Origin of the sequence: Bifidobacterium italicum (assembly GCF_002286915.1) — a bacterium.
GTDB classification, from domain to species: Bacteria; Actinomycetota; Actinomycetes; order Actinomycetales; family Bifidobacteriaceae; genus Bifidobacterium; species Bifidobacterium italicum.
On the sequence record NZ_MVOG01000004.1, the window covers coordinates 132,763 to 152,051 of the forward strand.

Below are 19,289 nucleotides of genomic sequence, written 5' to 3' on the forward strand. Positions count from 1 at the left end.
CGCTCGTCGCCTCACCTCCCGCTCCGTCGGCGGGGTCGACCTCCCGTCCCGCAGACAGGCGTGTGCGCGCCCCGTTTCGTCGACGGTTTCGGCGGCGATTGTGAAGACACACCGACGGCGTCTTCACAATTGATTCTTGTCGCCCCTTCGTGATATATTTATTGATTGTGTGTGCCAGCCGCGCACCTTATGTGACAGGAGCGTGTGCTGGGATATCCCCGAGTTCGTCCGCATCACGCGCAGCAATGCGATCGGTGAGAGAACGAAGGGTCATCGGGCCGGTGAACAGTGGCTGTCTTTTCTTCGTTCAGTGCATCGGGGGAGAGTGAGGCTGCGATCAGTCGGCTTCACTAGGAAGAACAGAAACCACTGAATCGGAGAATTCAAGTTGCCTACTATTGAACAGCTTGTCCGTAAGGGACGTAAGGCAAAGCCGAAGAAGTCCAAGACGCTGGCGCTCAAGGGAAGCCCGCTGCGCCGCGGCGTGTGCACCCGCGTGTACACGACGACGCCGAAGAAGCCGAACTCGGCTCTGCGTAAGGTCGCCCGTGTGCGCCTGAGCTCGGGCGTCGAAGTCACCGCCTACATCCCGGGCGAGGGCCACAACCTGCAGGAGCACTCGATCGTGCTCGTGCGCGGCGGCCGCGTCAAGGATCTGCCGGGCGTGCGCTACCACATCGTGCGCGGCGCGCTCGATACCCAGGGTGTCAAGGATCGTAAGCAGGGCCGTTCCCTGTACGGAGCAAAGAAGGCGAAGTAAGAGATATGTCACGTAAAGGACCCGCCAAGAAACACCAGCTGCTGCCGGACCCGATCTACGGCTCGACCGTCGTGGCGCAGCTCATCAACAAGATCCTGCTCGACGGCAAGAAGTCGATCGCCGAGGACATCGTCTACTCGGCGCTCGACATGGTCAAGGAGAAGACCGACCAGGAGCCGGTCGCTGTGCTCAAGCGCGCGCTGGACAACATCCGTCCGTCGCTCGAGGTGCGCTCCCGCCGCGTCGGCGGCGCGACCTACCAGGTCCCGGTCGAGGTCAAGCCGGCCCGCGCGAACACGCTGTCGCTGCGCTGGCTGACCGACTTCTCCCGCGCCCGTCGCGAGAAGACGATGGCTGAGCGTCTCGCCAACGAGATCCTCGACGCCTCCAACGGCCTGGGCGCTTCCGTGAAGCGTCGCGAGGACACGCACAAGATGGCGGAAGCCAACAAGGCCTTCGCTCATTACCGCTGGTAATTAGCCACAGAAACGAAGAGTTAAGGAACATTCATGGCACTGGACGTGCTTACCAACCTCAACCAGGTTCGTAACATCGGCATCATGGCGCACATCGATGCCGGTAAGACCACCACTACCGAGCGTATTCTGTACTACACCGGTAAGAACTACAAGATCGGCGAAACCCACGACGGCGCTTCGACGATGGACTTCATGGCCCAGGAGCAGGAGCGCGGCATCACCATCCAGTCCGCCGCGACGACGTGCTTCTGGAACCGCCAGACCCATGACACGGGCGAGAAGTTCCAGATCAACATCATCGATACGCCGGGCCACGTCGACTTCACCGCCGAGGTGGAGCGTTCGCTGCGCGTCCTCGATGGCGCCGTCGCCGTCTTCGACGGCAAGGAGGGCGTCGAGCCGCAGTCCGAGACCGTGTGGCGCCAGGCCGACAAGTACGGCGTCCCGCGCATCTGCTTCATCAACAAGATGGACAAGCTCGGTGCCGACTTCTACTACTCGGTGGACACCATCAAGGAGAAGCTCGGCGCGACCCCGCTCGTCGTCCAGCTGCCGATCGGCGCTGAGAACGACTTCGTCGGCGTCGTCGACCTGATCCGCATGAAGGCCTACGTCTGGAACGACGTCAAGGACGACATGGGTGCGCACTACGACACCGTGGACATCCCGGACGACCTCAAGGAGCGCGCCGAGCAGTACCGCGCCGAACTCCTCGACCAGGTCGCGGAGTCCGACGAGGAGCTCATCGAGAAGTACCTCGAGACCGGCGAGCTGAGCGAGGAGGAGATCCGCAAGGGCATCCGCACGCTCACGATCTCGCGTCAGGCCTACCCGGTCCTGTGCGGTTCCGCGTTCAAGGACAAGGGCGTGCAGCCGATGCTGGACGCCGTCGTCGACTACCTGCCGAGCCCGGAGGACGTCCCGTCCATCGTCGGCTTCGACCCGTCCGACGAGTCCATCGAGATCGACCGCAAGCCGACGCTCGACGACCCGTTCTCGGCGCTCGTCTTCAAGATCTCGACGCACCCGTTCTACGGCAAGCTCGTCTTCGTGCGCGTCTACTCCGGCTCCGTCAAGCCGGGCGACAACGTGCTCGATTCGACGAAGGGCAAGAAGGAACGCGTCGGCAAGATCTTCCAGATGCACGCCGACAAGGAGAACCCGGTCGACGCGGCCGAGGCGGGCAACATCTACACCTTCGTCGGTCTGAAGAACGTCACGACCGGCGACACGCTGTGCGATGAGAAGCACCCGATCTCGCTCGAGTCCATGACTTTCCCGGACCCGGTCATCGAGGTGGCCGTCGAGCCGAAGACGAAGGCCGACCAGGAGAAGATGAGCCTCGCCCTCGCGAAGCTCTCCGACGAGGATCCGACCTTCCAGGTCAAGACCGACGAGGAGTCCGGCCAGACCCTCATCTCCGGCATGGGCGAGCTCCAGCTCGACATCATCGTCGACCGTATGCGCCGCGAGTTCAAGGTCGAGTGCAACGTCGGCAAGCCGCAGGTCGCCTACCGTGAGACGATCCGCAAGGCCGTCATCGGCCAGGAGTACACGCACAAGAAGCAGACCGGTGGTTCCGGCCAGTTCGCGAAGGTGCTCATGAACTTCGAGCCGCTCGACACCGAGAACGGCGAGGTCTACGAGTTCGCGAACGAGGTCACCGGCGGCCACATCACGAAGGAGTTCATCCCCTCGATCGATGCAGGCGTGCAGGAGGCCATGGAGTCCGGCATCCTCGCCGGCTTCCCGGTCGTCGGCGTCAAGGCGACGATCGTCGACGGCCAGGTCCACGACGTCGATTCCTCGGAAATGGCGTTCAAGATCGCTGGCTCGATGTGCTTCAAGGAAGCCGCCCCGAAGGCCAAGCCGGTCATCCTCGAGCCGATCATGGCCGTCGAGGTCCGTACCCCGGAGGAGTACATGGGCGACGTCATGGGCGACCTCAACTCCCGCCGTGGCGCCATCCAGTCGATGAACGACGCCACCGGCGTCAAGGTCATCGACGCGAAGGTCCCGCTGTCCGAGATGTTCGGCTACATCGGCGACCTGCGTTCCAAGACCCAGGGCCGCGCGATGTTCACGATGCAGATGGATTCCTATGCGGAGGTCCCGAAGGCCGTCGCGGACGAGATCATCAAGGCCCAGCGCGGCGAGTGACACGCGCTGCCATTTGGCTTGAACCTGTCTCCAGTCAGCGCTAATATTCTGTAGCGCTGACTGGGTTCGGGCTCTACAAGTGGCGACAACCCAGAAACCCAGTAAACTGTAGCAAGTGCCTTGAGCGATCAAGGCTTACTACGAGAACGTCCAGGAGGACAAACACATGGCAAAGGAAAAGTACGAGCGTACTAAGCCGCACGTTAACATCGGTACGATCGGCCACGTCGATCACGGCAAGACGACCCTCACCGCAGCGATCTCCAAGGTCCTGCACGATGAGTTCCCGGATCTGAACCCGGAGTACGACTTCAACCAGATCGACGCCGCTCCGGAAGAGCAGCAGCGTGGTATCACCATCAACATCGCCCACATCGAGTACCAGACCGAGAAGCGTCACTACGCTCACGTCGATTGCCCGGGCCACGCCGACTTCGTCAAGAACATGATCACCGGCGCCGCCCAGATGGATGGCGCGATCCTCGTTGTGGCCGCCACCGACGGCCCGATGGCCCAGACCCGCGAGCACGTCCTGCTCGCCCGTCAGGTCGGCGTTCCGAAGATCCTCGTCGCGCTGAACAAGTGCGATATGGTCGATGACGAAGAGCTCATCGAACTCGTCGAGGAAGAGGTCCGTGACCTCCTCGACGAGAACGGCTTCGATCGCGACTGCCCGGTCGTCCATACCTCCGCTTACGGCGCGCTGCATGACGACGCCCCGGATCACGAGAAGTGGGTCGAGACCGTCAAGGAGCTCATGGATGACGTCGACGACTACATCCCGACCCCGGTCCATGACCTCGACAAGCCGTTCCTGATGCCGATCGAGGACGTCTTCACGATCTCCGGTCGTGGCACCGTCGTCACCGGCCGTGTCGAGCGTGGCCGCCTGCCGATCAACACCAACGTCGAGATCGTCGGCATCCGCCCGACCCAGACCACCACCGTCACCTCCATCGAGACCTTCCACAAGCAGATGGACGAGTGCGAGGCCGGCGACAACACCGGTCTGCTGCTGCGCGGCATCAACCGCACCGACGTCGAGCGTGGCCAGGTCGTGGCCGCCCCGGGTTCGGTCACCCCGCACACCAAGTTCGAAGGCGAAGTCTACGTCCTCACCAAGGATGAGGGCGGCCGCCACTCGCCGTTCTTCTCGAACTACCGTCCGCAGTTCTACTTCCGCACGACGGACGTCACCGGCGTCATCACGCTGCCGGAAGGCGTCGAGATGGTTCAGCCTGGCGATCACGCGACCTTCACGGTCGAGCTCATCCAGCCGATCGCCATGGAAGAGGGCCTCACCTTCGCAGTGCGCGAAGGCGGCCACACCGTCGGCTCGGGCCGTGTCACCAAGATCCTCGCCTGATTCGATCAGCGATGATCTGACGCGGTAGTACGCGACTGATCGGAAAGCCCCCACCCGAATATCGGGTGGGGGCTTTCCTCGTATCTCGATATCCGGGAGCACGATGTGCGGATGCTGTGGAGATTCGCACCGGCGTCCGGACGGGGAAATCCGGCGCGTCAGTCGAGTTCGGCCGTGACTCCGCGCGTCGGGTCCGGGGAGTGGGCATCGGCCGGCAGCACATGGTCGAGTCCGACCATCAGATAGCCGAAGGCGATGAACGCGACGAGCAGGACGCCGATCCAGCGCAGGACGCCGCCGACGCCGAGCTGCGCGGCGTCGAGGAAGAAGTAGGGGTAGAGCAGCGGCGTGGCGGGATCGAAATGGCACAGCCATGCGCGGACGTAGACGAAGGCGACATAGCACAGCGGGAAGATCGTCGCGGCGAAGGGATAGGTCCAGCGCACGCGGCGGTGCTCGTAGCACAGCAGCCAGTCGAAGGCGAACATCAGCGGCAGCGCGACATGGAAGAGCAGGCTCGTCACCTGGAAGTTCTGCGCGGGGTCGCGGTCGGGCTGCCCGGCGAGCAGCAGGTTGAAGACGAAGAACGTGAGCAGGATCGCGATGACGCTGACGAATTTGAGCCCCGGGGCGAAGGTGACCGGGCCGTCGGCGCGGCGTCGCGCCGTCCGGACGAGCTCGCACAGCATGACGCCGATGCACAGGTAGTTCGACAGGTTCGTGAAGTAGACGAAGAAGTCGGGGTCGAATTCGGCGTCGTACAGCCCGAGGCTGCCGAGGACGCCGACGGCGCCGAGCGCGACGTAGAAGGTCTGGAAGATGAGCTGCGCGGTTCTGCTGCGTACCATGGGTGGGATGCTCCTTGGATGGGCGCCCGATAGGCGCTGAGGGATGATGGGGCGTCCGTGCACGGAGGATGCACGGACACGACCGGTCCAATCTACGGCCGTCGGCGTGCACGCGCGTTGTGCGACTCGCGCCAAGCGTGCGGTGCGAATTTGTGGGGAAGCACAAAAACGGCCGTCCGCGCATCCCTCGTGGGAAGCGCGGACGGCCGTCGTGGCCGCCATGCGGATCAGTGGAACGTGACCGTGTGCAGGCCCTCCTTGTGCAGGTCGACGACCTTGAGCGACTCGACGTTGCCGTTGACGTCGAGGGAGACGACGACCGGGTTCATCGCCTTGATCGCCGCATCGGAGAACTCGGTGTGGCCCGACGGCGACGACTTGAGCAGGATCATCGGCAGGTCGTCGCGCAGCGTGTCCTCGGCGTCCGAGCGCGCGTCGTTGACGAGGAGGACCTGGCCGTCCTCCTGGCCGGCGAAGTCCATCAGCAGACGAACGATGTCGCCGCGGCGCATGTTCGGCACCGCGACCGCCGTGTCGCCGTGCTCGCGGATCTCGCGGTGGATCATGTCGACGCCCTTGAAATCGGCGTCGATGACGTCCGCGGACGGCGGCACGGTCGGCAGGACGTGTTTTTCGTCGATGACGGCGAGCTTGCGCATATCGGCGACGGCGTCGACGAGGGACTGGAACGTCGTCACCTTGTCGACGAGCGGCGCGGCGCCGACGATGATGACGGAGCGGCCGTCGAGCAGCGCGTCGTTGACGAGTGGATCGATCATGGATGCCTCCTTGACGTATAGGGTCTGTTCACAGGTATAGCGCGTCCCGGATGCGCCTCGCCGCCGTTGCGGTCGATGGCGTAACCGTGCCCGCGGCGGACTGTATAGAGGTACTGGCATAATATGCAAGGCTCTTTGTATAGCTGCACGATACGTCGAATGAATAGGTGAGTAATTTGGCACAGACTACCAACGACATCAAGAACGGATCCATCCTCAACCTGGACGGCCAGCTGTGGCAGGTCATCAAGTTCCAGCACGTCAAGCCGGGCAAGGGCCCCGCCTTCGTGCGCACGACGATCAAGAACGTCCTGTCGGGCAAGATCGTCGACAAGACGTTCAACGCGGGCATGAAGATGGAGTTCGAGACCGTCGACAACCGCACGCTGCAGTACTCCTACGACGACGGCGACAACTTCGTCTTCATGGACATGACCTCCTACGACCAGATCATGATCCCGAAGGCGCTCGTCGGCGACAAGGCGAAGTATCTGCTCGAGGGCACCGACTGCATCGTCTCCTTCCACGACGGCCAGCCGCTGTCCGTCGAACTGCCGGCATCCGTCGTCCTGACCGTCACCCACACCGAGCCGGGCCTGCAGGGCAACCGTTCGAACGCCGGCACGAAGCCGGCCACGGTCGAGACCGGCGCCGAGATCCAGGTGCCGCTGTTCATCGGCGAAGGCGAGAAGGTCAAGGTCAGCACCGAGGACGGCTCCTATCTGGGCCGCGAGAACTGATCCGGACCGGACACGAGTAAAGGACCATCAGCTCCATGGCACGTTCCACCGCTCGCAAGAGGGCTCTGAACACGTTGTATGAAGCGGACGAGAAGGGACAGGACATCCTGTCCCTTCTTGATGAGCGCATCGCCGAACCGGGCGCGCAGACGCCGCTTCCCGACTACGCCGTCGAGATCGTGCGCGGCGTCGCCGACCATCGACGCGACATCGACCGCATGCTCAACGACCATTCCACCAGCTGGAAGGTGCGCCGCATGCACGTCGTCGACCGTAATATCCTTCGTATTGCGACATGGGAGATCGTCTACAACGACGAGGTCCCCGACAAAGTGGCCATCGACGAAGCGATCAACCTCGCCAAGACCTTGTGCGACGACGACGCGCCGTCCTTCATCCACGGCTTGCTCAGCGCGATAAGCGCCGCCGGGCATCCCGACGGAGGGGACGGACGATCTGACCAGGCCGAATAAGCCGACGCGTTTGGCCGGGTCGCGAGTCTCAACCGGCCGCTATCCATCGTTTTCAGACAACCTTGATGAATGGGGGTTTGGGTGAACCAGATCGACTCGGCATCCGCTTTCACCGCCGACGACGCCGTCCTCGTGCTCGAGGACGGGCAGGTCTATGTGGGTGAACCTTACGGCGCGCGCGGCGAGACGCGCGGGGAGATCGTCTTCTCCACCGCGATGACCGGCTATCAGGAGACGCTCACCGATCCAAGCTACGACCGCCAGATCGTCGTGCAGACGTTCCCGCACATCGGGGACACCGGCGTCAACGCCGAGGATCCGGAGTCCTCGCGCATCTGGGTCGCCGGCTACGTCGTGCGTGACCCGAGCCCGACGGTGAGCAACTGGCGCGCCGACGGCACGCTCGACGACGCGCTCGCCGCCGACGGCATCGTCGGCATCAGCCACATCGACACCCGCAGGCTCGTGCGCCATCTGCGCGACGCGGGCGTCATGCGCGCCGGCATCTTCTCCGGCGACGCGCTCGCCGCCGACGACGGCGAGCCGCGCACGATCGAGTCGCTGCTCGACGACGTGCGCGCCACGCCGCAGATGAAGGGCATGAGCCTGTACGACGAGGTGAGCACCGGCGACGCCTACGTCATCGAACCGGCCGGCGCGTTCGAGGGGCGTGAGCCCGTCGCGACCGTCGCCGCGATCGATCTGGGCATCAAGGCGATGACGCCGCGCCGCATGGCCGAACGCGGCTGCCGCGTGCATGTGCTGCCCTCGACGACGACCTTCGAGCAGATCGAGGCGCTCGGCCCCGACGGCGTCTTCTTCTCCAACGGCCCGGGCGACCCGGAGCAGGCCGGCGACATGGTCGCGCTGCTGCGCCGCGTGCTCGACGCCGGCTACCCGTTCTTCGGCATCTGCTTCGGCAACCAGCTGCTCGGCCGCGCGCTCGGCTTCGGCACCTACAAGCTCAAGTTCGGCCACCGCGGCGTCAACCAGCCGGTCAAGGACCTGACGACCGGCAAGGTCGAGGTGACCGCGCACAACCACGGCTTCGCCGTCGACGCCCCGATCGGCGAGACCGTCGACGCCCCGTACGACGACGGCCGCTACGGCAAGGTCTTCGTCAGCCACGTCGACCTCAACGACGACGTCGTCGAGGGCCTGCAGTGCGTCGACATCCCCGCCTTCTCCGTCCAGTACCATCCCGAGGCCGCCGCCGGCCCGCACGACGCCGCCTATCTGTTCGACCGCTTCGTCGCGATGATGAACGACGCCAACGCCAAGAATGCCAAGGAGGAATCCACGAATGCCCAAGCGTAACGACATCAAGTCGGTGATGGTCATCGGCTCCGGCCCGATCGTCATCGGTCAGGCCGCCGAGTTCGACTATTCGGGGACCCAGGCCTGCCGCGTCCTGCGTGAGGAAGGCATCCGCGTCATCCTCGTCAACTCCAACCCGGCCACGATCATGACCGACCCGGAGATGGCCGACGCCACCTACATCGAGCCGATCGCCACGCCGATCCTCGAACGCATCATCGCCAAGGAGCGCCCCGACGCGCTGCTGCCGACGCTCGGCGGCCAGACGGCGCTCAACGCGGCCGTCGCGCTCGGCGAGGCCGGCGTGCTCGAGAAGTACGGCGTCGAGCTCATCGGCGCCTCGCTCGAGGCGATCGACCGCGGCGAGGACCGCGAATCGTTCAAGAAGGTCGTCGAGGAGGCGGGGGCCGAGTCGGCGCGCTCCGACATCGCGCACACGCTCGAGGAGGTCGACGCGATCGCCGAGCGCTTCGGCTTCCCGCTCGTCGTGCGCCCGTCGTTCACGATGGGCGGCCTCGGTTCGGGCATCGCGCACGACACCGAGGAGCTGCACCGCATCGCCGGCGCCGGCATCCACTATTCGCCGACCGACGAGGTGCTCATCGAGGAGGGCATCGAGGGCTGGAAGGAATACGAGCTCGAGCTCATGCGCGACCGCAACGACAACGTCGTGGTCGTCTGCCCGATCGAGAACGTCGACCCGGTCGGCGTGCACACCGGCGACTCGATCACCGTCGCCCCGGTGTTCACGCTCACCGACCGCGAGTACCAGAAGCTGCGCGACATCGGCATCGCGATCATCCGCGGCGTCGGCGTCGACACCGGCGGCTGCAACATCCAGTTCGCGATCCACCCCGAGACGGGCCGCATCATCGTCATCGAGATGAACCCGCGCGTTTCGCGGTCCTCGGCGCTCGCGTCGAAGGCCACCGGCTTCCCGATCGCGAAGATCGCGACGAAGCTCGCGCTCGGCTACACGCTCGACGAGATCCAGAACGACATCACGAAGTCGACGCCGGCGAGCTTCGAGCCGACGATCGACTACGTCGTCACGAAGGTGCCGCGCTTCGCGTTCGAGAAGTTCCCGGGCGCCGATCCTACGCTGACGACGTCGATGAAGTCGGTCGGCGAGGCGATGGCGCTCGCCGGCAACTTCACCGAGTCGCTCGGCAAGGCGATGCGTTCGATCGACAAGCGCGACATGGGCTTCTCGTGGGACGGCGACAAGCCGTCCGCCGGCGAGGTCGCCGAACTGCTGCAGGCGATGAAGACGCCGACCGAGCACCGCTACCTGCAGCTCATGCGCGCGATCTGGGGCGGCGCCACCGAGGAGCAGATCTTCGAGGCGACGAAGATCGACCCGTGGTTCATCCGCCAGTTCACCCTCATCAACGACATGGCGATGCAGGTGCGAGACGCCGAGACGCTTTCGCCGCGCCTGCTCAAGAAAGCGAAGCTCGCGGGCCTGTCCGACCTGCAGATCGCGCATCTGCGCGGCTTGGGCGACGCCGGCGAGAACACGATCCGCGAGCTGCGCTGGAACTACGGGCTGCACCCGGTCTACAAGACAGTCGACACCTGCGCCGCCGAGTTCGACGCGGCCACGCCGTACTACTACTCGTGCTACGCCGACGAGACCGAGCTGCGCAAGCGCGACCGCGAGGCCGTCATCATCCTCGGCTCGGGCCCCAACCGCATCGGCCAGGGCATCGAGTTCGACTACACCTGCGTGCACGCGGTGCAGGAGCTCGGCAAGGACTATGACACGATCATGGTCAACTGCAACCCGGAGACCGTCTCGACCGACTACGACATGTCCGACCGCCTCTACTTCGAGCCGCTGACCTTCGAGGACGTCCTCGAGATCTACGAGGCCGAGAAGAAGATGGGCCCGATCAAGGGCGTCATCGTGCAGCTCGGCGGCCAGACGCCGCTGTCGCTCGCCGCGCGCCTCAAGGCCGCCGGCGTGCCGATCCTCGGCACGAGCCCCGAATCGATCGACCTGGCCGAGAACCGCGAGCTCTTCGGCGACGTGCTGCGCGCCGAGAGGCTCAACGCCCCGCGCTTCGGCACCGCGCTCAGTCTCGAGGAGGCGCTCGATGCCGCGCACTCGATCGGCTACCCGGTGCTCGTGCGCCCGAGCTACGTGCTCGGCGGACGCGGCATGGAGATCGTCTACGACGACGCGCAGCTCGAGAAGTACGTCAACCGCGCGCTCGACCAGGCGAAGGCCGACACCGTCGTCTCCGGGCGCCTGCCGTCGCCGCTGCTTATCGACAAGTTCCTGCAGGACGCGATCGAGATCGACGTCGACGCGCTGTTCGACGGCCACGAGCTCTACATCGGCGGCATCATGGAGCATATCGAGGAGGCGGGCGTCCACTCCGGCGACGCGGCGTGCACGTTGCCCCCGAGCACGTTGAGCGACGACCAGATCCGCCGTCTGCGCGAGGCGACGCTCGCGATCGCCAAGGGTTGCGGCGTGCAGGGCCTGATCAACGTGCAGTACGCGTTCATGGCGAACACACTCTACGTCATCGAGGCGAACCCGCGCGCCTCGCGCACCGTGCCCTTCGCGTCGAAGGCGACCGGCGTCGCGCTCGCGAAGGCCGCGGCGCGCATCATGGTCGGCGAGACGATCCAGCAGCAGCGCGACAACGGCCTGCTGCTGCCGCACGGCGACGGCGGCGACGTGCGCATCGGCCAGCAGGTGGCGGTCAAGGAGTCGGTGCTGCCGTTCAAGCGCTTCCGCACGCCTGTCGGCAAGACCGTCGACATCCTGCTCGGACCCGAGATGCGTTCGACCGGCGAGGTCATGGGCTTCGACCGCGACTTCCCGCACGCCTTCGCGAAGAGCCAGCTGTCGGCGTACGAGGGCGGCCTGCCGACGTCCGGCACCGTCTTCATCTCGGTCAACGACACCGACAAGCGCCAGCTGCCGCTGTTCGCGGTGCGCCTCGTCGAACTCGGCTTCACGATCTGCGCGACCGAAGGCACCGCCTCGGTGCTGCGCCGCTACGGCATCGACTCGAAGATCGTCGACAAGATCACGGCGCGCGTCGACTCCGACCCGGAGGCGCCGGTCGAGGTGAGGAAGGCGGCCGGCAGCATCGGCAAGAACGTCGTCGAGCTCATCGAGGAAGGCAGGATCGACCTCATCCTCAATACGCCGAACTCGCGTGGTTCGCGTTCGGATGGATACTCGATCCGCGCCGCGGCGATCGCCGCCGATGTGCCGCAGTTCACAACGATGACGGAGTTCTCTGCGGTATTATTGGCGATAGAGGCGGTCAAGGCGAACGACTACCAGGTCATGAGCATCCAGGAGCATGCCCGTGAGCTGTTCGCCCTCGAACGCCAGGCGAAAGACAACGGATAACCGACCTTCACACCAAGGGGAGGAGCAGCATCATGACCGACCCCAGCACGCAGGAGCAGTTCGCGCTGCGGTCCGATTTCGGGTTGCGGCTGAGCAATTCGATGAAGCAGTACGGCCCGCTGTGCGTGGGCATCGACCCGCATCGCAGGCTCCTCGCGGACTGGGGATACGACATCGACGCGCAGGGCGCCGAGCTCTACGCGATGCGCATGCTGCAGGCGGCCAACGGACGCGCGGCCGCCGTCAAATTCCAAACCTCGATGTTCGAGCGCTACGGTTCACGCGGTTACGCGGCGCTCGAACGCGTCCTCTTCGCCGCGCGGCAGATGGACATCATCACGATCGTCGACTGCCTGCACGGCGGCCTGTCTACGACGATCTCGGCGATCGCCGACGCCTACTTCAAGCCGAACGCGCCGATGCTCGCCGACGCGATCACGCTGCTGCCGTACTACGGCGCGCGCTCGCTCGGCGGCGTCATCGAGGACGCGCTCAACAACGGACGCGGCGTGTTCATCGCGTCGCTCACGTCGAACCCGGAAGGCGCGAGCCTGCAGACGGCGATCCGCCAGACCGGTGAATACAAAGGCAAGACCGTCGCCTACGGCATCGCCAACACCGCGCAGAAATACAATATGGACACGCCCGGGCTCGGCTCGGTCGGCCTGATCATCGGCGCGACGATCGGCCAGTGGCTGCAGGAGAGCGGCGTGGCGCCGTCGAGCTTCACCGGTCCGATCCTCTCGCCCGGCTACGGCTGGCAGGGCGCCGAGGCGCGCGACCTCAAGACCGTGTTCCGCGGCACCCACGGCAACGTCCTCGTCACCGTCTCCCGCGCGATCGCCGAACACGGCCCGAACATCCAGTCGCTGATCCAGGCCACCGAAAGCATCGCGCTCGACGTGCGCCTCGCGCTGATGGAGGAGACGCTCGACTGAGGGACGTCGGGCGCATCGGCGCGGCATGCATCATCAGACCAACGGACGCGGCGGCGTCGCCGTCGCATGACATACGGGAAGCGGAACGTGGGACATTCGCAACAGCAGCAGGCAGAGGGCATCGTCGGAGCGGCGGCGCCGGACGGCAAGGGCGGCAGGCTCGTCGTGCTCACCGGCCCGACGGCGGTCGGCAAGGGCACCGTCGAGGCGGCGATGCTCGCCAAACACCCCGACGTGTGGGTGTCGGTGTCGGCGACGACGCGCGCGCCGCGCCCCGGCGAACGCGACGGCGTCGACTACTGGTTCATGGGCGACGGCGAATTCGTCGCCAAGGAGGCCGCCGGCGAGTTCCTCGAGACGGCCGTCGTGCATGGCATGGCGCACTACGGCACGCCGCTCGAGCCGGTGCGCGAGCATCTCGCCGCGAACACGCCGACGCTGCTCGAGATCGATCTGCAGGGCGCGCGCCGTGTCAGGGAACGCGCCAAGGAGCTCGGGCTCGAGATCGTCACCGTGTTCATCGCCCCGCCGAGCTTCGAGGAACTTAAACGCCGCCTCGCCGGACGCGGCACCGAGACGCCCGAGCAGCAGGCGAAGCGGCTCGAGACGGCGAAGGTCGAACTGGCGGCCGAACCGGAGTTCGACGTGACGATCGTCAACCGCGACGTCGAACGCACCGCCGACGAACTGTGGAGGATCATCGCCGACGAATACGGCATCGCCGAGTAGTTGGCCGCAGGCCGCCTGCGGCGCACGGAGGCATGGGAAAGCCCCGCCGACCTTCCGGTCCGGCGGGGCTTTCCCATGCCGTGATCGGCGCCCGCGGTCAGGCCAGACCGGAGAGGCGGTCGATGAGCTCCGGGTCGCGCGTCGCGCCCTTGTCCGCGGAGCGCGCGAACGCGGCGAAGGCCTTGAGCGCCTGGCTGACCTGACGGTCGCGGTGCGCGACGTAGCCGTCGCCGGCCTCGAGCTTCGCACGGCGTTCTGCGAGCTCCTCGTCGGACAGCTCGACGTCGATCCTGCGGTTCGGGATGTCGATGGAGATGATGTCGCCGTCCTCGACGAGCGCGATCGTGCCGCCGCTGGCGGCCTCCGGGGCGACATGGCCGATCGACAGGCCCGAGGAGCCGCCCGAATAGCGGCCGTCGGTGATCAGCGCGACCTGCTTGCCGATGCCCTTGCCCTTGACGAAGGAGGTCGGGTAGAGCATCTCCTGCATGCCCGGGCCGCCCTTGGGGCCCTCGTAGCGGATGATGAGCGCCTGACCGGGCTTGAGCGTGTCATTGAGGATGACCTCGACGGCCTGCTCCTGCGATTCGACGACGAGCGCCGGGCCACGGAAGGTCCAGATCTCCTTGGGTACGCCGGCGGTCTTGACGACGCAGCCGTCGGGGGCGAGGTTGCCGCGCAGCACGGCGAGGCCGCCCTCGGTGACGGCCGGGTGCTCGACGTCGTGGATCGCGCCGTTGACGCGGTCGGTGTCGAGCGAGTCGAACTTCGTCTCATGCGTCCACGGCTCGGGGGAGACGATGTGGCCCGGAGCGGCGCTGAAGAAGTCCTTCGCGTAGTCGGTGCAGGTCTCGCGCATGACGTCCCAGTCGTCGAGCTTCGCCTCGAGCGACGGATAGTCGATCGAATGCACGTCGCGGTGCAGCTTGCCGGCGCGGTCGAGCTCGCCGAGGATGCCGGTGATGCCGCCGGCGCGGTGCACGTCGGAGATCTCCCATTCGCCGGAGGGGGAGGCCTTGCAGATGCACTGGACGGTGTGCGAGATGCGTTCGATGTCGTTGAGCGTGAAGTCGACGTCGGCCGACTGCGCCATCGCGAGGATGTGCAGCACGGTGTTCGTCGAACCGCCCATCGCCACGTCCATCGTCATCGCGTTCTCGAAGGCGTGTTTCGTCGCAATCGAACGTGGCAGCACGGACTCGTCGTCCTCGTGGTAGTAGCGGTTCGCGATGTCGACGACCGTCTGCGCGGCGCGTTCGAAGAGCTGCTTGCGGTAGCCGTGGGACGCGAGGACGGTGCCGTTGCCCGGCAGGGCCAGGCCGATCGCCTCGGTCAGGCAGTTCATCGAGTTCGCCGTGAACATGCCGGCGCATGAGCCGCAGGTCGGGCAGACGGTGCGTTCGAAGGCGAGCAGGTCCTCGTCGGTCATCGCGTCGTCGGCCGACGCGTACATGACGTCGATGAGGTCGGTGTTCTCCTTGACGGTGCCGTCGGGCAGCACGGTGGTGCCCGATTCCATCGGACCTCCGGAGACGAAGACGGTCGGGATGTTCAGGCGCAGCGCGGCCATCAGCATGCCCGGCGTGATCTTGTCGCAGTTCGAGATGCAGATGAGCGCGTCGGCGCAGTGCGCGTTGACCTGGTATTCGACGGTGTCGGCGATGATCTCGCGGCTCGGCAGCGAGTAGAGCATGCCGGTGTGGCCCATCGCGATGCCGTCATCGACGGCCATCGTGTTGAATTCGCGCGGGATGCCGCCGGCCTTCTTGACGGCTTCGGAGACGAGGCGACCGACCTTGTTGAGGTGCACGTGCCCGGGGACGAACTCGTCGAAGGAGTTCGCGATGGCGACGATCGGCTTGCCGAAGTCCTTGCCATCCACACCGGCGGCGCGGTAGAGCGCACGGGCGCCGGCGAACATTCTTCCGTTCATGATTTTCGCAGATCGCATTTCCATAACACGCCATTCAACAGCACCGGCCGCGCGCCATGCCGATAAATGGTCATATCGTGGGAAATCTTCGCCGAACCTTGACAAGCGGACGGTTCCGGCGCCCGTACGGCATGCGCGGCGGCGCCTGAATGGGTCTGCGCCCTGAGATAGAATGACTGTTTTGAACAAGCTGAACAAGCATCGTGCGAGTGATTTGGAGACCTCAACTATGGCATTCGGTACCGAGCCTACACCAACCGGACTTGCGAATCCGCCGATCGACGACCTGATGGAGCACGCGGACTCCAAGTACGCGCTGGCGATCTTCGCCGCGAAGCGCGCCCGTCAGATCAATTCCTACTTCACGCAGCTCAACGAGGGACTGCTGCAGAACGTCGGCCCGCTCGTCGAGTACCAGAGCCAGGAGAAGCCGCTGTCGATCGCCTTCCGCGAGATCAACGAGGGCCTGCTCGAGGAGACCCTCGGCGAGGACGACCTCAGCGAGGGCAACTGACCGACCGGCGGCCTGCTCCGCCTCGGGCCACGACCTCCGGTTTCCCACGCCGCGTAATGCGCGTCGCAGGGAACCGGAGGTCGTCTAATATGCGACGCAGCGACTATGATGTGTCGCGGACGTTCCAACCCATGCGCCCGCAGCATCGCACACCACCAGCATCAGGGGAGTTTTATGGCCGAACTCAAGTTGATTTCCGCGGAATCGGTGACCGAAGGGCATCCGGACAAGATCTGCGACCAGATCTCCGACGCGATCCTAGACGACATGCTGCGTCAGGACCCCCATTCGCACGTCGCCGTCGAGACCTCGGCCACGACCGGGCAGTTCTTCGTCTTCGGCGAGGTCTCGAGCGAAGGCTACAGCGACATCCAGAACATCGTGCGCTCCGTCGTGCGCGACATCGGCTACACGAGCTCCGAGGTGGGACTCGACGCCGACTCGTGCGGCGTCCTCGTCTCGATCACCGAGCAGAGCCCCGAGATCAATCAGGGCGTCTCGCGGCTGGGCCGCGAGGCCGAAGGTGCCGCGTCGCGCGAGGAGCGCTACGAGGCGCAGGGAGCCGGCGACCAGGGCGTCATGTTCGGCTACGCGAGCGACGAGACCGACGTGCTCATGCCGCTGCCGATCCATCTGGCGCACCGTCTCGCCAGGCGCCTGACCGACGTGCGCAAGTCCGGCGAGGTGCCGTCGCTGCGTCCCGACGGCAAGACGCAGGTGACGATCGAATACGACGAGCACGATGTGCCGGTGCGCCTCGACACCGTCCTCGTCTCGACGCAGCACGATCCGTCGGTGCGTCAGGACTGGCTCAGAGAGCAGCTCGACGAGCACGTCATCAGGCCGGTGCTCGACGAGGTCCTCGGCGACCGCGTGCGCCACGACGACTACCGCGTGCTCGTCAACCCGACCGGCTCGTTCATCATGGGCGGCCCGGCCGCCGACGCCGGACTGACCGGCCGCAAGATCATCGTCGACACCTACGGCGGCGCAGCGCACCACGGCGGCGGCGCGTTCTCCGGCAAGGACCCGAGCAAGGTCGACCGTTCCGCCGCGTACGCGGCGCGCTGGGTCGCGAAGAACATCGTGGCCGCGGGGCTGGCGCACAAGGTCGAGGTGCAGGTCGCGTACGCGATCGGCGTCGCCGATCCGGTGAGCATCAACGTCGAGACCTACGGCACCGAGGCCGACGGTGTGACGCGCGAGCAGATCCAGCGCGCCGTGCGCCGCGTCTTCGACCTGCGCCCGGCCGCGATCGTCGACGAGCTCGACCTGTTGCGCCCGATCTACGCGAAGACCGCCGCCTACGGCCACTTCGGACGCGAGGACGCCGACTTCCCATGGGAGGCGACGAACCGCGTCGACGCGCTCAGGGACGCGATCGCCGCCGAACATGACGCGCGCTGAGCCCGGCGCGGACGCCGAATCCGAATGACGGGGCGCCATCCGACCGGATGGCGCCCCGTCATTCGCGCGCACGTCCACACCGCCGGTTTTTACCGGCAGCTGAACGCCCACGCAACGCCGCATGGGTAGACTGTCCTTCCAAACCGGCACCGCGACAGGGCGCGGCCGGACGCGCAAGGAGGAGGAACGAACAATGGCATCGATGACCGTGGCGCAGATGGTGGAACTCTTCGTCAAACCGGACGCCCCGATCCATGTGACCGCTTTCGACGGCTCGAGCTTCGGTGACCCGGACGCGCCGGTCACGCTCACCGTGAACAATTCGCGGGCCGTCTACCACCTCGTCAACGCCCCCGGCGAACTCGGCCTGGTGCGCGCCTATCTGCAGGGCGACATCGGATCGCCGCAGCTCGTGCCCGGCGATCCGTACCGCCTCTTCGGCGACCTCGTGGCCGTCAAGCCGTATCTGCGCGCGCCGAACCCGGCGCAGTTCGCGCACGCGCTCGCCTCGATCGCATCCCACGGCATCCGGCGCCCCGCCGCGCCGGAGATCGAGGGGCCCGGCAGGCTTCGGCGCCTGACCGAAGGGCTGCTGCCGCATTCGAAGGCCGGTGACGCGGCGACCGTCAGCTACCACTACGATCAGTCGAACGACTTCTATGCGCTGTTCCTCGGCCCGTCGATGACCTACACCTGCGCCGTCTTCGATTCGCCGGACACGTCGCTCGAGGCGGCCCAGCAGGCCAAGCTCGACCTCATCCTCGACAAGCTCGCGCTCAGGCCCGGCGACCGTCTGCTCGACATCGGCTGCGGCTGGGGGTCGATGGAGATCGAGGCGGCCAGGCGCGGCATCCATGTGCTCGGCGTCACGCTCTCCGAGGAGCAGGTCGAATGGGCGCAGCGCTGGATCCGTCAGGAAGGTCTCGACGACCTCGCCGAGGTGCGGCTCATGGACTACCGCGACGTGCCCGAAGGGGACTTCGACGCGATCTGCTCGATCGGCATGATGGAGCACGTCGGCCACAAGCACTACCCGGCGTACTTCCAGGAGATCTACGACAAGCTCAAGCCGGGCGCGATGCTGCTCAACCACCAGATCACCCGCTGCAACTCGCATCAGGGCAAGAAGGCGGGCGAGTTCATCGACCGCTATATCTTCCCGGACGGCGAGTTGTCGAGCCCGGCCGAGATCGAGATGGTCATCCAGGACACCGGATTCGAGGTCGTCAACCAGGAGAACCTGCGCCAGCATTACGCGCTCACGCTGCACCGCTGGAACGAGAACCTCGTCGCGCACTGGGACGAGGCGGTCCGGCTCGTCGGCGCGCCGAAGGCCCGTCTGTGGGGCCTGTACATGGCCGGCTGCGCCTACAACTTCGAGATGAACAACATCCAGGTGCACCAGTTCCTCGCCGTCAAGCCGCAGGACGACGGCACCGACACCTACCCGCTGCGCCCGTGGTGGCC

16 protein-coding genes are annotated in these 19,289 nt (G+C 65.8%); 13 read left to right on the forward strand and 3 right to left on the reverse strand.

Annotated features, from left to right (window positions below):
* Positions 1 to 388 precede the first annotated feature (388 nt).
* From rpsL to tuf, 4 genes are all read left to right on the forward strand, one after another.
* Positions 389 to 760 carry a 30S ribosomal protein S12 gene (rpsL, locus tag B1400_RS01480; RefSeq protein ID WP_006294990.1) on the forward strand — a complete coding sequence of 124 codons (372 nt, stop codon included), beginning with the start codon at positions 389 to 391 and terminating at the stop codon, positions 758 to 760.
* Between the two features lie 5 nt (positions 761 to 765).
* Positions 766 to 1,236, forward strand: coding sequence for a 30S ribosomal protein S7 (rpsG, locus tag B1400_RS01485; protein ID WP_003813834.1), 471 nt, complete (start codon positions 766 to 768; stop codon positions 1,234 to 1,236).
* Positions 1,237 to 1,269: 33 nt separating this feature from the next.
* Positions 1,270 to 3,399, forward strand: coding sequence for an elongation factor G (fusA, locus tag B1400_RS01490; RefSeq protein ID WP_095612704.1), 2,130 nt, complete (start codon positions 1,270 to 1,272; stop codon positions 3,397 to 3,399).
* Between the two features lie 166 nt (positions 3,400 to 3,565).
* On the forward strand, positions 3,566 to 4,765 hold the full coding sequence (gene tuf / locus B1400_RS01495) for an elongation factor Tu (RefSeq protein ID WP_095612705.1): 1,200 nt from the start codon (positions 3,566 to 3,568) through the stop codon (positions 4,763 to 4,765).
* Between the two features lie 158 nt (positions 4,766 to 4,923).
* Here the strand turns inward: tuf and B1400_RS01500 are convergent, their stop codons facing one another.
* Both B1400_RS01500 and B1400_RS01505 read right to left on the reverse strand, forming a co-directional pair.
* The gene (locus B1400_RS01500; RefSeq protein WP_095612706.1) at positions 4,924 to 5,613 is read right to left on the reverse strand and encodes a Pr6Pr family membrane protein; all 690 of its coding nucleotides are present in this window, start codon (positions 5,611 to 5,613) and stop codon (positions 4,924 to 4,926) included.
* Between the two features lie 227 nt (positions 5,614 to 5,840).
* Positions 5,841 to 6,392 carry a hypothetical protein gene (locus B1400_RS01505; protein WP_095612707.1) on the reverse strand — a complete coding sequence of 184 codons (552 nt, stop codon included), beginning with the start codon at positions 6,390 to 6,392 and terminating at the stop codon, positions 5,841 to 5,843.
* A 176-nt stretch (positions 6,393 to 6,568) separates the two neighbouring features.
* On the opposite strand from B1400_RS01505, the gene efp reads away from it, so the two are divergent.
* From efp to gmk, 6 genes are all read left to right on the forward strand, one after another.
* A complete protein-coding gene (efp, locus tag B1400_RS01510) occupies positions 6,569 to 7,132 on the forward strand; it encodes an elongation factor P (RefSeq protein WP_095612708.1) in 564 nt (187 codons plus the stop codon).
* A 35-nt stretch (positions 7,133 to 7,167) separates the two neighbouring features.
* Positions 7,168 to 7,605, forward strand: coding sequence for a transcription antitermination factor NusB (nusB, locus tag B1400_RS01515; RefSeq protein ID WP_095612709.1), 438 nt, complete (start codon positions 7,168 to 7,170; stop codon positions 7,603 to 7,605).
* Positions 7,606 to 7,686: 81 nt separating this feature from the next.
* Positions 7,687 to 8,922, forward strand: coding sequence for a glutamine-hydrolyzing carbamoyl-phosphate synthase small subunit (gene carA, locus B1400_RS01520; protein WP_235607253.1), 1,236 nt, complete (start codon positions 7,687 to 7,689; stop codon positions 8,920 to 8,922).
* Positions 8,909 to 12,301: a carbamoyl-phosphate synthase large subunit gene (gene carB / locus B1400_RS01525; protein WP_095612711.1), complete on the forward strand. Its 3,393-nt coding sequence runs from the start codon at positions 8,909 to 8,911 to the stop codon at positions 12,299 to 12,301. The genes carA and carB overlap by 14 nt, the downstream gene beginning before the upstream one ends.
* Before the next feature lie 32 nt (positions 12,302 to 12,333).
* On the forward strand, positions 12,334 to 13,239 hold the full coding sequence (gene pyrF / locus B1400_RS01530) for an orotidine-5'-phosphate decarboxylase (protein WP_095612712.1): 906 nt from the start codon (positions 12,334 to 12,336) through the stop codon (positions 13,237 to 13,239).
* Between the two features lie 120 nt (positions 13,240 to 13,359).
* The gene (gmk, locus tag B1400_RS01535; RefSeq protein ID WP_235607257.1) at positions 13,360 to 13,968 is read left to right on the forward strand and encodes a guanylate kinase; all 609 of its coding nucleotides are present in this window, start codon (positions 13,360 to 13,362) and stop codon (positions 13,966 to 13,968) included.
* Positions 13,969 to 14,065: 97 nt separating this feature from the next.
* On the opposite strand, the gene ilvD is transcribed toward gmk, so the two are convergent.
* Complete coding sequence (gene ilvD, locus B1400_RS01540; protein WP_095612714.1) at positions 14,066 to 15,925, reverse strand: dihydroxy-acid dehydratase; 1,860 nt, start codon at positions 15,923 to 15,925, stop codon at positions 14,066 to 14,068.
* Between the two features lie 205 nt (positions 15,926 to 16,130).
* On the opposite strand from ilvD, the gene rpoZ reads away from it, so the two are divergent.
* From rpoZ to B1400_RS01555, 3 genes are all read left to right on the forward strand, one after another.
* A complete protein-coding gene (gene rpoZ, locus B1400_RS01545) occupies positions 16,131 to 16,415 on the forward strand; it encodes a DNA-directed RNA polymerase subunit omega (RefSeq protein ID WP_095612715.1) in 285 nt (94 codons plus the stop codon).
* A 174-nt stretch (positions 16,416 to 16,589) separates the two neighbouring features.
* Positions 16,590 to 17,822 (forward strand): methionine adenosyltransferase, encoded by a 1,233-nt coding sequence (gene metK / locus B1400_RS01550; RefSeq protein WP_095612716.1) that lies wholly within the window; start codon positions 16,590 to 16,592, stop codon positions 17,820 to 17,822.
* Between the two features lie 193 nt (positions 17,823 to 18,015).
* Positions 18,016 to 19,289 (forward strand): class I SAM-dependent methyltransferase (locus B1400_RS01555; protein ID WP_095612717.1); only part of this gene is annotated, 1,274 nt, incomplete at its 3' end.

Excerpts from the sequence above, each read along its gene's own strand:
- carB (WP_095612711.1), top strand. The coding sequence starts at position 8,909 with ATGCCCAAGCGTAACGACATCAAGTCGGTGATGGTCATCGGCTCCGGC.
- rpoZ (WP_095612715.1), top strand. The coding sequence starts at position 16,131 with ATGGCATTCGGTACCGAGCCTACACCAACCGGACTTGCGAATCCGCCG.
- fusA (WP_095612704.1), top strand. The coding sequence starts at position 1,270 with ATGGCACTGGACGTGCTTACCAACCTCAACCAGGTTCGTAACATCGGC.
- ilvD (WP_095612714.1), bottom strand. The coding sequence starts at position 15,925 with ATGGAAATGCGATCTGCGAAAATCATGAACGGAAGAATGTTCGCCGGC.
- B1400_RS01500 (WP_095612706.1), bottom strand. The coding sequence starts at position 5,613 with ATGGTACGCAGCAGAACCGCGCAGCTCATCTTCCAGACCTTCTACGTC.
- B1400_RS01505 (WP_095612707.1), bottom strand. The coding sequence starts at position 6,392 with ATGATCGATCCACTCGTCAACGACGCGCTGCTCGACGGCCGCTCCGTC.
- pyrF (WP_095612712.1), top strand. The coding sequence starts at position 12,334 with ATGACCGACCCCAGCACGCAGGAGCAGTTCGCGCTGCGGTCCGATTTC.
- tuf (WP_095612705.1), top strand. The coding sequence starts at position 3,566 with ATGGCAAAGGAAAAGTACGAGCGTACTAAGCCGCACGTTAACATCGGT.
- nusB (WP_095612709.1), top strand. The coding sequence starts at position 7,168 with ATGGCACGTTCCACCGCTCGCAAGAGGGCTCTGAACACGTTGTATGAA.
- metK (WP_095612716.1), top strand. The coding sequence starts at position 16,590 with ATGGCCGAACTCAAGTTGATTTCCGCGGAATCGGTGACCGAAGGGCAT.
- rpsG (WP_003813834.1), top strand. The coding sequence starts at position 766 with ATGTCACGTAAAGGACCCGCCAAGAAACACCAGCTGCTGCCGGACCCG.